The organism is Siminovitchia terrae (assembly GCF_003605405.2).
GTDB classification, from domain to species: Bacteria; Bacillota; Bacilli; order Bacillales; family Bacillaceae_C; genus Siminovitchia; species Siminovitchia terrae.
This window is the reverse complement of record NZ_QYTW02000001.1, coordinates 1-15,373: the sequence shown is the minus strand read 5'-3', so window position 1 is coordinate 15,373 and position 15,373 is coordinate 1. Positions and strand designations below refer to the sequence as shown.

Below are 15,373 nucleotides of genomic sequence, written 5' to 3'. Positions count from 1 at the left end.
AGTCGGAGAAAAACGAAAAACGTTTTCCTCCGACTGATTAATGTTAGGGACTTTTTAGACGGGCTCCTTTAATGAAATCTATTCGAACTTTAATGGATCTCCGTCAAATGGTTCGTCGGCAACCTTTATAGATTCGGTTGGACAGCCCTCAAATGCATCTATCATATCATCTTCCAAAATATCAGGAACTTCCGCAATGCCTTTATTGTCATCAAGGACGACATATGCCAACCCCTCGTCATCATAGTCATATATATCAGGGGCTGCAGCTCCGCAAGCACCACAGGCAATACAGGTGTCTTGGTCGACCATTGTAAACTTGGCCACTTTTAATCCTCCTATCACTCATCTATGTCAATGTTGTTTGGATAACATAATTGGCATGAAGATTTATTTCTATACATATATTAATCCTCTGGAAACAACATTTCAACATAAAAGAAAGCTGTAATGAATTTGTCGAACTATTTTATTCCACGGAAGATCATAGAGAACATAGTCGAAAAAACCAATTCGTGATAAAATTAAAGAAACCTTTTCTTTTTTATTCAAAGCAAAGAACAGCATAATGCAAATTTTTTCACAAAAGATGTTTAACGAGGCATTGTGCATACCTGGAGCGCTGGGAAATAAAGGGAGGGCTATCTCATACATATGATGGATAATTGGTTTAACTTCATTCAGTAGAAGTCTCCCACTTCTGTAAGTGGTGAGATGAATGCAAATTGGTATTTTATTCAGCGAGGGTTCAAACCCCGGCTGAATAATGTTAAAGCCTCCGGCGGATGCCACAGATTTTCAGAGGAAATTGATCGAGCTTAAGCTCGATAAAATATGGGCGCAAATACGCCAAGGCGCATTTGATTAAAAAGAGTGATTTTACATGAGAAAAAGCAGACAGTCAGAGCTCATCGACCAGATGACTCATCGGGAGCTTACAGTCCATTTATATTTAACCCAATTCATATTACTGGGGATTTCCTTAGTAATAGGGGCCTTCATTTTTGATATGGCTGAAATTGGTCAGAAATTCAAATTTGATTTCAAGTGGTTTGTTTGGGGGATTGTTAATGGTGCAGTAGTAGTAAGCATTGATATTATTATGATGAATCTATTGCCGGAAAAGTATTATGACGATGGTGGAATCAATAATAAAATATTCAAATCGATGCCTTTATGGCAGATTCCTATTGTAGCTTTCGTCATTGCTTTTACAGAAGAGCTGCTGTTTCGAGGGATTGTGCAAACATCCGTAGGACTAGTGGCAGCAAGCATTATTTTCGCTATTATTCATTTGCGATATTGGTCTCATTGGTATTTATTGGTGAATGTCATTTTATTGAGCTTCTGGATTGGCATTGTCTATAACTTGGCTGGTCAGCTGCTGTGGCCGGTAATCGCCATGCATTTTACGATAGACTTTTTGTTGGGGATATATATAAAGTTCGGTTCTTTCCGAAAGGATTTGTAAGAAGAGGGGATTAAAGATGGAAATGAATCAAAATCGTCTAAATCGGCAAATGGCCGATAACGAAAACGAACAGGATACAGGAAAAGATGCGCTCCCTTCAAGAGCTGATTATCACAGAGAAAAGAGAAATCCGAATACAGCTCGTAACGGGAATGAAAAGAAGAAAAAAGTTTCTATACCGCTTGTTCTTTTGCTTATTTTATTAATGCTCCCGATCGTGATACTGTCAATCATCAACAATGGGGATCGCTCCAAAGCGAATCCTGCAAACAGTAGTTCGGGGGAAGAAGTTTCTTTTGAAACAGAAGATTCAGTGATGGAAAAGGAGTCTAAAACAGAAGACAAAAAAGAAAAGGAAACGGAAAAATCAGCCGATGAATCCGACAAAAAAGAGGAAAACGAACAAGAAAAAATCAAAAAAGAGCAAGCAGAGAAAGAGAAAGCTAAAAGAGAAGCAGAGAAAGAGAAAGCTAAAAGAGAAGCAGCCAAAAGAGAAAAAGCTAAAAGAGAAGCTGCTGAGAAAGAAAAAGCCAGGCAAGAAGCAGCCAAAAAAGAAGCGGCTAAGAGAGAAGCAGCAAAGAAAGAAGAACAGGCTAAAGCAGCAGAATCTGAAAAACCACCAGTGAATCAGCAGGAAGAACAAAATCAGGCCAACAATGAAAATACTGAAGGGAATGTCACTTACCATACAGTCCAGCAAGGAGAGAACCTCTTCCGGATTGCGCTGAAATATTATGGTTCCCAAGCAGGTGTTGAAAAAATAAGACAGGCAAATGGACTTGCAGGCAATGAAATCAGTGTTGGCCAAACATTGAAAATCCCACTGCCCTAATAGTTTCATAAAGTGGATTAGCCCCTCATATGATTAAGATGAGGGGCTTTTTGAAAGGGTAAGAAAGTATAAAATTAGATAAAATATTTTGTTCGAATTAAGATTTTATCTGTCTAGCTGCGCCGTACAGGAAGTACTAGTGCAGGCGAAGCGACAGGACGTCGCTGCTTGAGCCGGCCGACGTACAGGAACTAGTGCAAGCGAAGCCACAGGATGTGGCGGTCTGAGTCGGCCAGGCGCCATCAGCGCAAGGATCAAGTCATGCGGAAGTTTATTCAGGAAGAATGTACTCCTGCGGCACAGCTTATTCAAGGAAGCTTTTCACGATGTAATTAGCAGCTTTGCTGTGATGGCTGAGGAGCTCCCTCATCAAAATTCGCCTTCTGTTTGTCGCCTAAGGCTGAGGCCTTTCGCTTTTCTTATGGGGGGGATCGTATGGACAAAGTGAGGCTTACACTTGATGAGCAGGTGGACGAAGCAACGAAAAGAATGATGCTACACTTAATTGAGAGAAAAATGAAATATGACCATTATAAAAATACCCATTTCTTTATTCTGTCATTTTTCATACTATATTGTCTGACCCTGTTATTTATCTGCTACCCACTCGTCGTTATTCCAAACGACTATTCTATCATGAACAGTATTACCGCATTGCTAGGGACAAACCATCTTATTTTTCTTTTTTTGATGGGAGTTCTTTTGTTTGGAGCCTTAAAATTTTATTTCGAGAAAAAAGAGAAGGCTGAAACTGAATTCCATGATTTAAGATGTGAAATCATCGAAAAAAGCCATGATATTTGGAATGAGGAGCATTGGAGCAGCCGTCATCGCGTTTTTGATGAGATGAAAAAAAAGTACGACATTAATTTATATTATGAAAGTAAGTGAAATAGCATGTGAAGCTACTTGCTCGTATGGGTGCAAAGTATTTTTGAAAACGCTGTTGACAAATAGAAGTTAACCGGATATAATTCGATTTAACTTACCAACACAATAAAAATAGTATTGACCGGTCAACCGGAAATACAGCCTTTTTTAGGCTTGTATTTTCGGTTTTTTGTTGTTTGGGGAAGGATAAAATTTGATATGGCAGTTTTTTTCTTATCAAGAGAGGTTGAGGGAATGGCCCTATGACGCCTCAGCAACCACCGCTTCATGCGGAAAGGTGCTAAATCCATCAAGTTGGAAACAACTTGGAAGATGAGAAGAAACCTATTAATTTGGGGCTTCTTCTTGTTGGGAAGGCCTTTTTCTTTTGAAAAAGGGTTTTAACTTCATTCAGCAGAAGTCTCCCAGTTCTGCAAGTGGTGAGATGAACGCCTATTGGTATTTCATTCAGTGGGGGTTCAAACCCCAGCTGAATAAAGTTAAAGCCTCCGGCGGATGCCACAGATTTTCGAAGGAAATTTATCGAGCGGAGCTCGATAAAATCTGGGCGCAAATACGCCAAGGCGCATTTGATTATCTCATCTGGGAAGGAGAATAACATTGTCTTTAAAAAGGGAAACTCTGCTTGTCCAAACGGGGAATGACAGAAAAGAACCACTTGGGGCAATCAACACTCCCATTTATTTATCAGCACCATACCGCCATCAAAATATCGGTTTGTCAAATGGCTATGATTACATCAGAACTGGAAATCCTACACGCGATGTCCTTGAACGATCAATAGCGGAATTGGAAAAAGGGAATCGGGGATTTGCCTGCAGCTCTGGAATGAGTGCGATTCAATTAGTTTTTTCCTTATTTACATCTGAAGATCACATTATCGCGGTCAGAGACTTGTACGGTGGCTCATATCGGATGTTTGAATGGTTTTCAACCAATTATCATTTGCAATTTTCCTTTTGGAATCAAGAACATGAAAGCATTCATCCGCTGATTCAATCTAATACGAAAGCTTTATTTATTGAAACACCCACTAATCCATTGATGAAGGAAACAGATATCCGCGCTTTAGCCGAAATTGCAAAAGTAAACGGACTACTGTTAATTGTTGATAATACGTTTTACACTCCACTGATTCAAAGGCCGATAGAGTGGGGTGCAGATATAGTCATTCATAGTGCAACCAAATATTTGGGCGGCCATAATGATCTCCTGGCTGGCTTGGTCGTTTCGGGTGATGAGGAGTTGAGCACAAAGCTATTTGAAATTCATAACACCTGCGGAGCGGTGCTTGGGCCGTTTGACTCCTGGCTGCTGATCAGGGGGATGAAAACATTGGCCTTGCGCATGAGGCAGCATGAGGAAAATGCGAGAAAGATTCATTCATATTTAATCCAGCATCCATTAGTGACAACCGTGCATTACCCTGGAAAAGGGGGCATGGTCAGCTTTGAAATCGCCAATGAATCATGGGTCTCTCCGTTTTTAAGCGCATTGAAGATTTTCACCTTTGCTGAGAGTTTGGGGGGTGTGGAAAGTTTGATTACATACCCGGCAACACAGACGCATGATGATATTCCAGAGGAAACCAGAAAAAGCTACGGTCTTAGCAGCCGTCTTCTGCGTATTTCAGTAGGAATCGAACATGCAGATGACTTGATTTCAGATTTAGAGCAAGCTTTCAATCAATTAGAAAAAGATAGATTGGCGCCTTCAACAAAAGAAAGAGGAGGTGGTCAAGTTGAATCTGTTAGATAGTTTAAAAGAAAGAATATTGATTGGTGACGGGGCGACAGGCACACTGCTTTATTCATACGGTATAGACCGCTGCTTCGAAGAATTGAATCTCACTCATCCGGATGGTATTTTTCACATTCACGAAGAATATTTGAAAGCTGGCGCAGAAGTAATTCAAACAAATACTTATGGCGCCAATTATATTAAACTGAACAGATATGGTTTGGAAGAACGCGTCAAGGAAATCAACAGCGAAGCAGTTAAAATTGCAAGAAGGGCAGCAAAAAAGGATGCCTTTGTAATTGGAACGATCGGTGGAATTCATGGAGCAAGATTTCATTCAGAGCTGTCGGAGGAGATTAAACGAAGTTTCAGAGAACAGCTGTATTGTCTTCTATTTGAGAACGTGGACGGCCTTCTGTTGGAAACGTATTATGACCTCGATGAATTGATCACTGTACTCAAGATAGCGCGTCAAGTGACCAATATACCGATCATTACAAATGTGTCCATGCATGAGCCTGGAGTCCTTGAAAATGGAATTCTGTTATCTGAGGCTATTAAACGTTTGGAGGATTTAGGAGCTGATGTGGTCGGGGTGAATTGCAGGCTGGGGCCGTATCATGTGCTAAAAGCTTTAGAGACCGTCCCTATCCCAGAAAAAGCCTTCTTATCAGCATATCCGAATTCAAGTCTACCGGAGTTTCGGAATGGAAAGTTACTTTACAAATCTGAGCCGGAATACTTCAAGAAATTTGCGGCCCATTTCCGGGATGAAGGAGTTCGCTTGATGGGAGGCTGCTGCGGAACAACTCCTGACCATATCCGATCCATGAAGGAAGGCATACAGGGACTAAAGCCGATTAAGAAAAAGAAGGTCAAAGAGCAAGCAAGAATTGAAATAGCAGAAACAAAAAAGCTTGATGAATTGACGTTATTTGAGAAAGTCAAAACGAAGCGCTCGATTATTGTAGAGCTCGATACTCCAAAAGATTTGGACACAAGAAGATTCTTTGAAGGGGCAAAGGCGCTGAAAGAAGCCGGAATCGATGGCTTGACAGTAGCTGATAATTCTCTTGCATCTCCCAGGATATGCAATAAAACAATGGCATCGCTCGTCAAGAGGGACATCGGCCTTTCTTCGCTGGTTCATGTGACATGCCGGGACCGTAACTTGATTGGGTTGCAGTCTCACTTAATGGGTTTGCACACATTGGGAATTCGGGATATATTGGCGATCACTGGTGATCCGACGAAGATAGGAGATTTTCCAGGCGCAACATCTGTCTTTGATGTAACATCATTTGATCTGATCAAGCTGATCAAGCAATGTAATGAAGGTGTTTCCTTTTCCGGAAAATCTCTCAAACAGAAAACAAACTTTCATGTGGCGACAGCCTTTAATCCAAATGTCCATAATATTAAGAAATCAACGGAGCGTCTGGAGAAAAAAATCCAGTTTGGAGCGGACTATGTATTAACACAGCCTATTTTCAGCCGTGAAAAAATTATTGAGACAAGGGAAGCGACCAAACATATTAAGGCTCCCATATATATCGGGATTATGCCGCTAGTTTCTTCAAAAAATGCTGAGTTTCTTCATAATGAAGTTCCTGGAATTAAATTAACAGACGAAACGCGAAAAAGAATAGCCATTGCTAAAAGCCCGGAGCAGGAGCTCCGAACAGGATTAGACATAGCAAAGGAATTAATAGACACAGCTATTGAGTATTTTAATGGAATCTATTTGATCACACCATTCATTCGTTATGAGTTGAGTGTCGAATTAGCAAAATATATTCAGCAAAGAACAAAGGAATTGGATGCGAAAAAACAATCTCAATTCGTTTTATCATAAACGATGAAATTAGGAGGAAATAGTATGGCGAAGGTTTTTAGTTCAAATTTAGGTTATCCAAGAATCGGAGAGCAGCGAGAGTGGAAAAGGGAACTGGAAAAATTTTGGAGTGGGAAAATTTCTGAAAAAGAACTGCTGGAGGAAACGAAAGCGATCCGTTTGGAAGGATTGCGGAAGCAGAAAGAAAAAGGGATTGACCTAATTCCGGTAGGGGACTTTTCATTGTATGATCATGTTCTTGACACCTCCGTCACGTTTGGAGTGATTCCAAAGAGGTTCCAGGAGGACGATACAAGAACTCAATTGGAGACTTATTTCGCCATTGCGCGTGGAACCCATGATGCTGTAGCATCGGAAATGACGAAATGGTTCAATACAAACTATCATTATATCGTTCCTGAATTCAATGAATCGAAGCCTTCATTAAAAGAGAATCGTCCGCTTAGCTTCTACAAAGAAGCAAAAGAGGAATTGGGGATCGAGGGAAAACCAGTCCTATTGGGACCGATCACATTTATTAAACTGGGAAAAGGGTATGAAGATAATGAGTTCCCTTCAATTGTTCAGGAATTTCTGCCTTTATATATACAAGTTATAAAGGAACTGAAAGAGGCAGGGGTTAAATGGATCCAGATCGACGAGCCAATATTTTCAACTGCTTTGACGCAAGAAGATCTTGAGCAAGCCGAATATGTATATGAGACGTTTGCAAAAGAGATACCGGAAATCAACATTATCATTCAAACCTATTTTGAATCAGTCGACTCGTACGAGACCATTGTGAACTTGCCAGCAACGGCAATCGGCCTTGATTTTGTGCATGGAAATTCTTTGGATCTCTTAAGCAAGCACGGATTTCCTAAAGACAAAATACTCGCTGCTGGTGTGATCGACGGACGGAACGTTTGGCGTCAGAACCTAAATCACCAGTCCGGGCTGTTAGAGTCCATCGGAAATATTGTTGATAAGGAAAGAATTATTGTGCAGGCTTCTTCTTCATTGATTCACGTGCCTGTAACAACAGAAAGCGAAAAAACTTTGGATCCCGTTATTAAAGACGCTCTTTCTTTTGCTGATGAGAAGCTGGATGAAATTGCACTCTTGGCCAAAGGGTTTGGAAGCGGGAAAGAAGCTATCCTTTTAGAAATTGAAGAAAGTGTAAACGCGATTGAGGCGTTGAATCATTCAGACTATCGTAAACAAACAGATGCAAATCCGGCAGGCAGTTTAAACACTGACCGCAAGCTCCCGTTTAAGGAAAGAATCAGTATACAGAAGGAACAACTCCAGCTTCCGTTACTGCCTACAACAACCATTGGGAGTCTGCCGCAGACGGCTGAGGTTAGAAGGGAAAGGTTGAAGTGGCGTAAAGGGGACATTACTGATCAGACATATGAAGAATATATTCAAAGTGAAATCAAGAAATGGATCGATATCCAGGAAGAAATCGGTTTGGATGTATTAGTTCATGGTGAATTTGAGCGTACGGATATGGTTGAATACTTCGGTGAAAAATTAGATGGATTTTTAGTGACAAAATTCGGATGGGTTCAATCATATGGGTCCAGATGTGTCAGGCCACCAGTCATTTTTGGAGATGTTTCATTTGATAAGCCTATGACAGTGAAGGAAAGTGTGTATGCACAGAAGCTGACCGAGAAAAAAGTAAAAGGGATGCTGACAGGACCGGTCACTATATTAAATTGGTCTTTTGTCAGGGATGATATTTCCCGATTTGACGTTTTAGATCAAATTGCCGCGGCACTACGCCTGGAAATCGAAGAGCTTGAGAAAAATGGGATAAAGATTATCCAAGTTGATGAGCCGGCATTAAGAGAAGGCCTGCCGCTCAAAGTGGAGAAATGGAATCAATACTTGCAAAGGGCAGTGAATGCATTCAAGCTCGCTACCGCTTCTGTGCAAAACAGCACCCAAATTCACACGCATATGTGTTACTCGGATTTTCAGGACATCTTCGAAGCTATCAGCGCGTTGGATGCTGACGTGATTTCTATTGAGACCTCTAGGAGTCATGGAGAACTGATCTCAACCTTTGAAGAAAATACGTACGATAAAGAAATCGGACTTGGTGTCTATGATATTCATAGTCCACGCGTCCCAAGCAAAGAAGAAATAAAGGCTAATGTTAACCGTGCATTACAAACCATTCCAGTCAGTCAATACTGGATTAATCCGGACTGTGGATTAAAAACAAGACAAGAAGCAGAAACCATTGCTGCCCTTAAAAATATGGTAGCAGCGGCAAAAGAGATCAGGGAAGTACAATTGATTGGTGTCCAATCGAAATAAACAAGTTCAGGAGATTCGACAAATTCAATAAATCGTATTTTTGCTAAAGCGAGTTAATGAAACCCAGCCTGGGTACTTTCAATTTGAAGTACTCGGGTTTGTTTTTGCTCACTTTTTTAGTTTTCTTATAACGACCTCTTCAACATGTGTTCATATGCGCTTTTTTGATTGAATATTCTAAAATATGTTTTTGATAAGTATAAGGACACGCGTCTAAAGGTACGAAAATTAGAGAAGTTCGACGAAAATCGACTGTTTATAGGAAATATAGTAAAATATTAACTTTAAAAGGATATATGGGTGCATTACAGATAGTGATTATTATCAAAAAAATGAATCTTAAAAACAAAAGAAATCCGGGTGATTGCATGGGGGATATTGTTATCACGGGGTATGGGATAAAAGCTCCGGATATTGATGATAAAGAAGGGTTTAAGGAAACTCTGGAAAAAGGAATTTGTAAACTTGATTTATTAAAAGGAATAGGACCTAATGACTCTGATATTGTTGCGGGTATTATCCCCCGTGAATTTTTAACGATAAAGGAACGAAATTACAAGCGTTATTCAAAGGTAAGTCGGCTTGCAATGGCTGCGTCTGATGATGCTATCGAAATGGCTGAAGTGTCAGGAAAAGATCCTTCTCGGATGTCCGTCATTATCGGAACGGCGGTTGGCAGTATAAAAGAAATCGAAAAATATTCCGTTTGGGCGACTGATTTTAAGAAGTACCCCCTTCATGGTGTTGCAATAGTGGATTCACATACGATCTCCTCTTCCGTTGCATCACATCTTGGTACGAATGGGCATGTGTTTACGCTAACGACCGGTTGTACCGCAGGTTCGGATGCGATCCTGTTAGGGAAGCTGCTGTTGGAGCAAAATCAAACGGATATTTGTATCGTTGGGGGCGCTGACGCTCCCCTTGGACAATGGTCAACTTTCGGTTTTAACAAATTACGTCAGGTGGAAATCAATACAGAAATTGGGCAAACCGGGGTACCTTTCTCAAGTGAACATAAAGGTTTTGTGATGGCCGAAGGAGCTGGTGTCCTTATAATGGAAAGAGAAGAGGATGCTATAGCAAGAGGAGCAACCATATATGGAAAGATTGAAGGCATCTCATCCAATAATGAAGGCTCACAGATGTTCCATAAAGATACATCAGGTAATATGATGCTCAGTGCCATGAAACAGGCGGTTAACAACCAAGTCCCTGATTATGTAAACAGCCAGGCTTTGGGACTGCATGTAAATGATCAAATAGAATGTTTCGTCCATCAACATTTATTTGGGGAATCTGTACCAATTTCATCAATTAAAGGCTCAATCGGGCATTCATTTGGAGCTATGGGAGTCATACAAGTCATTTCCGCTTTAATTTCTATGGAATATAATTTTATCCCTCCCACTTTATTTACAAAGGGTACAGGATTTGAAAGTTTACCGATTGTTTATGAAACGATTTATCAACCTGTGAACAGAGTTGCGGTAACATCGCATGGTCTTGGCGGTAACAATACATGTATTCTGATTAATAAATTTTAGCTTTAACTTCATTCAGCAGAAGTCTCCCACTTCTGCAAGTGGTGAGATGAATGCAAATTGGTATTCTATTCAGTGGGGGTCAAATCCCGGCTGAATAAAGTTAAAGCCTCCGGCGGATGCCACAGATTTTCAGAGGAAATTTATCGAGCTTAAGCTCGATAAAATCTGGGCACAAATACGCTAAGGCGCATTTGATTTTTGGGGAGTGGAAGTATGAACTTACTCATATCTACTTTAATTGCTGTTATTCCCTTATTAATTGGTTTTTTATTATTAAAAATTCTTAAGGAGAAAAAGCTGTCACGTATTCTGTTTCTCTTTTTATTTTTTGCAAGTATTTGGCAATTTGATGTAACCGTTTTGTATGCATACACTTTCCTCTCCAAAGAAACAATAGATTTTCTGTTTAGGCTGCTCCGGATTGGATCCATTATGTTATCGCCGGCATTATTTCATTTCGCTTATTCAATCGAAAAAGAATTGGTAACGGATGATCTCGGGGGCGGGTGGAAATTGTTCGTTAACAAATATGTTGTATTTTTATTTTATGTTTGGAGTTTTATTGTTTATTTAATGGGATGGAGTAAAAAAGGCATTGAGGAAATTATTCTGATAGAAACGGGTAGCCATGCGGGTTTTTACTTTCCTATTTATGGCACACATTCATGGGCGTTCCATTCAAATGTAGCCCTGTTCGTTGTAAGTATTGTAGCTTGTGTCATGCTGATTTTGAAAATGAAAAATGACGAATATAAATCATTCCTATTCTATTTCATCATTGCGATTACCATGGGATATGCTTTTGGAATGTTAAACATTATCCCGGAAACCAGATTATATCCAAGTGGATTTGCTGTCGGATTTTTTGCGATTTCCATCTTTATTCTTTCATTACGACTACATGTCCAAGTGGTAAATAAGATGAATAAAGCATTGGACAATCAAAGGAGTTTTTTACAGAAGTTGATTGATGTAAATCCAAACTATATTTATGCTATCAAGCAGGATGGAACCTATGCATTGGCAAATAAGGCATTTGCAGATTTACATGGTTTTAACTCACACGATATGATTGGTAAAACTGAAGAGGATATTTCAAAGTTGGAAAAAAGAAGTTCAGATCTTCTTGCGAAGGAAGAAAGTAAAACCTCAAATGAACTCGTTGCACATGAGGAAGAAATACAAGATCAATATGGCAACAAAAAATGGTTAAAAACGTTTAGAATACCTATCCGGACCATCGATGACAATTTGGTTTTGGGGGTTTCAACCGATATTACCGAGTTAAAGGAGCAGGAAGAGAAAATTAAAAATCTCGCCTATCATGATTCTTTAACGCAATTGCCGAATCGCCGGCTATTCGATGAGGACTTGTGTCAGGCAATCAAGGCGGCGAAAAAACAGAATAATCAAATGGCTCTTTTCTATATGGACTTAGATGGTTTTAAAAATATAAATGATACATTGGGACATGATATAGGCGATTTACTCTTAATAGAAATATCATACCTCCTTCAATTGGTTATAAATAAATGTGATCGCGACGTCAGGGTATACCGCATAGGCGGAGATGAGTTTACTTTCATCTTTCAAAATTGTTCAATTCAATCTGTTTCAAAACTGGCCAATGATGTTCTTGATCTATTTAAACAATCCATTTTGGTTGAAAAATATAGTTTATTCATTACACCCAGTATTGGTATAAGTTTATATCCTGAAAATGGGGGACATGCCGTTCAATTGATGAAATATGCCGATGCTGCCATGTATTCTGTGAAGGAAAAGACAAAAAATGGATTTGAATTTTACACTCCAGAAATCAATCAGAATCTTCAACGTAAAGTGACTTTGCAGAAACAGTTGCGAATGGCTTTGGAAAATAATGAATTTGAATTGAATTTTCAACCTCAATTGGATCTCGAACACGAACGAATATCTGGTGTCGAAGCATTAGTGAGATGGAACAACAAAGAATTCGGGTATATTCCTCCTTCTGAATTTATTCCATTGGCGGAAGAAACCAATTTAATTTTACCGCTTGGGAAGTGGATTATGAGAGAAGCATGCCGGCAAAATAAAAAGTGGCAGGAACAGGGTTTTCCTCCTCTAACAATAGCTGTGAATGTTTCGATGAAACAGTTTAATGAGTACAACTTTGTTGAATCCGTTTCACAAATTTTAAGCGAAACAAAACTTAATCCACAATATCTCGAATTGGAAATCACCGAGGGTATAGCAATCATGGACCACTCGATTACAATTAAGAAGTTGCATGCTTTAAAAAATCTGGGAGTAAAAATATCAATAGATGATTTTGGTACAGGATATTCTTCATTTGGTTACTTACAAAAATATCCGATTAATATTTTAAAAATTGATAAGTCATTCATCTCTGGCATTGCAACCAATAAAGAGAATGCGGCCATTGTACAGTGTATTTTATCATTAGCTCAACATTTGAATTTAAAGGTGGTTGCTGAAGGAGTAGAAACAAAGGCAGACCTAGAGTTTTTATTGGGTACTACATGTAAATATGCACAAGGCTATTATGTTGGTTACCCCATGACAACTGAAAAATTTGAAAGAAAGCTCTTAAGTCTAAAGCAATCTTTAAGTGGAGGGATATAAAAATTAAAGACGAAAGAGGGGGAGTTCGCCCCCTGCTTGGTATACAGAAATGCTATTTTGCCATATTAAGTGCAGACGGAGTTTTTTCGACGAAGCACTGCCGTTCAAGCTATCAAAAGTTAGGAGAAAGATCAGCTATTCGGATGAAATACTAGAATACCTTCTTTCTATCCCGTTCCTCTTTCAAAATTTCTACTGCTTCGCGGAAGCGTTGGGAATGAATGATTTCCCGTTCTCTTAAAAAGCGCAATCCATCGTTCAGGTCCGGATCGTCGCTCATGTTAATGATCCATTGGTACGTAGCACGAGCTTTTTCTTCAGCGGCTATATCCTCATACAAATCGGCGATTGGATCCCCCTTGGCCTGGATATAGGTCGCTGTCCAAGGATTACCAGCGGCATTATTATAGAACAATGCTTTTTCATGATTCGCGTAATGAGCTCCGAGCCCTGCTTCTTTCATTTGTTCAGGAGTGGCATCTTTTGTTAATTTGTATACCATAGTGGCAATCATTTCGAGGTGAGCAAACTCCTCTGTGCCGATATCTGTTAAAAGCCCGATCACTGAATCCGGAATGGAATAGCGTTGATTTAAATATCGAAGAGCTGCTGCTAGTTCACCATCTGCACCTCCATACTGCTCAATTAAAAATTTTGCCAGCATTGGATTGCATTGACTTACACGGACTGGATACTGCAGCTTTTTTTCATACACCCACATAAAAGGGAGGACCTCCTTGAATGATGGTTTTGTTAATTTACACTTGCCATGGCCATGGGGCTTCTTTCCACTCCCAAGGATGCTTTGAATAGCTGTAACCGAAGCTTGTGATGGGGCCGAATTCTTTTTCAAATTGCTTTAGAAAATCTCTTCTGTTTTTTATATACTCATTATATTGCCGGATAGCATCCATATCGCCTGGATGTGTATCCAGGTAAAGAGCTAATTCAACTATGACAAAATCCATCACCTGAAGCTCCTCCAACTGCCTGTAATATTCTGGAGGCATTTGCTTCATGTGTCAGAACCCTCCTTTGCTCTTTCATAAGGGCTATAATACGAATCATAAAACACTTTCCAAAGCGTTCCATGTCTCAATGCTTCTCTTGGTGGAAACTGAGGCAGATTGGGTGGTTGGAATCCTAAATAAAGGTGGGGAGGAGTGGAATATGATTTAACCTTAATAGGCGGGCATGGATCAAATGGACTGATATATGGTGTGTATGTTTTATAATGTGTAGGCATCGAAATACCTCCTTCTAAATGTCATCCTTAATACTATATTGGGATGTGCGGTCAAACATTCCTGAAAGTATACTCGCTATCTAATTGGTTTGTATTTTTTGAAAGTACCGAAAAAATTTAGGGTGCTTCTTCAAAGCGAATTGTTTAACTTCACTCAGCAGAAATCTCCCACTTCTGTAAGTGGTGAGATGAATGCCTATTGGTATTCCATTCGGTGGGGGTTCAAAACCCGGCTGAATAAAGTTAAAGCCTCCGGCGGATGCCACAGATTTTCAAAGGAAATTTATCGAGCGGAGCTCGATAAAATCTGGGCGCAAATACGCCAAGGCGCATTTGATAAATGAGGTTTTTGATATCCTATATTTTCACCTGAATTTTCTTGTTTCTTTTTAGGGTTTGTGATTCTGATCGGTTCTTTAGTCAATGATTATAGTTTTAGTGGACACTTTATCATTTTCCGACAGAAGACTCCCACTTCGAGGAATATAAAGGGCGGAGTCCAATGAGTAAGTGGGAGATGAATGTCGGTTGGCGATAGCCGAAACTGGTATCATTATGATAAAATGGAAACAAACGTTCTTGTTGTGAGGTGAAATGAATGTTAGTCAACAAAGCGTACAAATTTCGCATATATCCAAACAAAAAACAAGAAATCCTCATTGCTAAAACAATGGGCTGTTCACGTTTCGTATTCAATCATTTTTTAGCAAAGTGGAAGGATGCCTACAAGGAAACAGGAAAAGGATTAACCTACAATGCTTGTTCTGCTGAATTACCACAACTTAAAAAGGAATTGGTGTGGTTAAAAGAAGTTGACAGCACTGCGATTCAATCTTCACTTAAAAACCTCGCT

Annotated in this window: 15 protein-coding genes and 1 riboswitch; of the genes, 11 read left to right on the top strand and 4 right to left on the bottom strand. The window is 39.7% G+C overall.

Annotated elements, in window-relative coordinates; translation table 11 throughout:
- Positions 1–78: 78 nt before the first annotated feature.
- Complete coding sequence (locus D5F11_RS00070) at positions 79–327, bottom strand: ferredoxin (protein WP_120115089.1); 249 nt, start codon at positions 325–327, stop codon at positions 79–81.
- Positions 328–883: 556 nt separating this feature from the next.
- Between D5F11_RS00070 and D5F11_RS00065 the strand changes: the two genes are divergently transcribed.
- The 9 genes from D5F11_RS00065 (at position 884) to D5F11_RS00025 (ending at position 13,274) form a co-directional block, all read left to right on the top strand.
- Complete coding sequence (locus tag D5F11_RS00065; RefSeq protein ID WP_120115090.1) at positions 884–1,471, top strand: CPBP family intramembrane glutamic endopeptidase; 588 nt, start codon at positions 884–886, stop codon at positions 1,469–1,471.
- Positions 1,472–1,487: 16 nt separating this feature from the next.
- Positions 1,488–2,303: a LysM peptidoglycan-binding domain-containing protein gene (locus tag D5F11_RS00060; protein ID WP_120115091.1), complete on the top strand. Its 816-nt coding sequence runs from the start codon at positions 1,488–1,490 to the stop codon at positions 2,301–2,303.
- Between the two features lie 435 nt (positions 2,304–2,738).
- On the top strand, positions 2,739–3,194 hold the full coding sequence (locus D5F11_RS00055; protein WP_120115092.1) for a DUF2663 family protein: 456 nt from the start codon (positions 2,739–2,741) through the stop codon (positions 3,192–3,194).
- Positions 3,195–3,404: 210 nt separating this feature from the next.
- Positions 3,405–3,513: riboswitch (SAM riboswitch) on the top strand.
- A 48-nt stretch (positions 3,514–3,561) separates the two neighbouring features.
- On the top strand, positions 3,562–3,792 hold the full coding sequence (locus D5F11_RS00050; RefSeq protein ID WP_120115093.1) for a hypothetical protein: 231 nt from the start codon (positions 3,562–3,564) through the stop codon (positions 3,790–3,792).
- Between the two features lie 2 nt (positions 3,793–3,794).
- On the top strand, positions 3,795–4,952 hold the full coding sequence (locus D5F11_RS00045; RefSeq protein ID WP_120115094.1) for a PLP-dependent transferase: 1,158 nt from the start codon (positions 3,795–3,797) through the stop codon (positions 4,950–4,952).
- Positions 4,936–6,789, top strand: coding sequence for a bifunctional homocysteine S-methyltransferase/methylenetetrahydrofolate reductase (locus tag D5F11_RS00040; RefSeq protein WP_120115095.1), 1,854 nt, complete (start codon positions 4,936–4,938; stop codon positions 6,787–6,789). The genes D5F11_RS00045 and D5F11_RS00040 overlap by 17 nt, the downstream gene beginning before the upstream one ends.
- Positions 6,790–6,813: 24 nt before the next feature.
- A complete protein-coding gene (gene metE / locus D5F11_RS00035) occupies positions 6,814–9,099 on the top strand; it encodes a 5-methyltetrahydropteroyltriglutamate--homocysteine S-methyltransferase (protein ID WP_120115096.1) in 2,286 nt (761 codons plus the stop codon).
- Between the two features lie 296 nt (positions 9,100–9,395).
- Positions 9,396–10,646, top strand: coding sequence for a beta-ketoacyl synthase N-terminal-like domain-containing protein (locus D5F11_RS00030; protein ID WP_120115097.1), 1,251 nt, complete (start codon positions 9,396–9,398; stop codon positions 10,644–10,646).
- 213 nt (positions 10,647–10,859) lie between these two features.
- On the top strand, positions 10,860–13,274 hold the full coding sequence (locus D5F11_RS00025; RefSeq protein ID WP_120115098.1) for a sensor domain-containing protein: 2,415 nt from the start codon (positions 10,860–10,862) through the stop codon (positions 13,272–13,274).
- 151 nt (positions 13,275–13,425) lie between these two features.
- Here the strand turns inward: D5F11_RS00025 and D5F11_RS00020 are convergent, their stop codons facing one another.
- The 3 genes from D5F11_RS00020 to D5F11_RS00010 are packed head-to-tail and all read right to left on the bottom strand — an operon-like array spanning position 13,426 to position 14,520.
- Entirely contained in the window at positions 13,426–13,995 is a 570-nt protein-coding gene (locus tag D5F11_RS00020) for a manganese catalase family protein (protein WP_120115099.1), read from the bottom strand.
- Between the two features lie 37 nt (positions 13,996–14,032).
- Entirely contained in the window at positions 14,033–14,293 is a 261-nt protein-coding gene (locus D5F11_RS00015) for a spore coat protein CotJB (RefSeq protein WP_120115100.1), read from the bottom strand.
- On the bottom strand, positions 14,290–14,520 hold the full coding sequence (locus D5F11_RS00010; RefSeq protein ID WP_120115101.1) for a spore coat associated protein CotJA: 231 nt from the start codon (positions 14,518–14,520) through the stop codon (positions 14,290–14,292). Before D5F11_RS00010 ends, D5F11_RS00015 begins: the two co-directional genes overlap by 4 nt.
- Positions 14,521–14,708: 188 nt before the next feature.
- On the opposite strand from D5F11_RS00010, the gene D5F11_RS25720 reads away from it, so the two are divergent.
- Positions 14,709–14,864 carry a hypothetical protein gene (locus tag D5F11_RS25720; protein WP_185830407.1) on the top strand — a complete coding sequence of 52 codons (156 nt, stop codon included), beginning with the start codon at positions 14,709–14,711 and terminating at the stop codon, positions 14,862–14,864.
- Positions 14,865–15,118: 254 nt separating this feature from the next.
- A partial coding sequence (locus D5F11_RS00005) for a helix-turn-helix domain-containing protein (RefSeq protein WP_185830406.1) occupies positions 15,119–15,373 on the top strand: 255 nt, incomplete at its 3' end.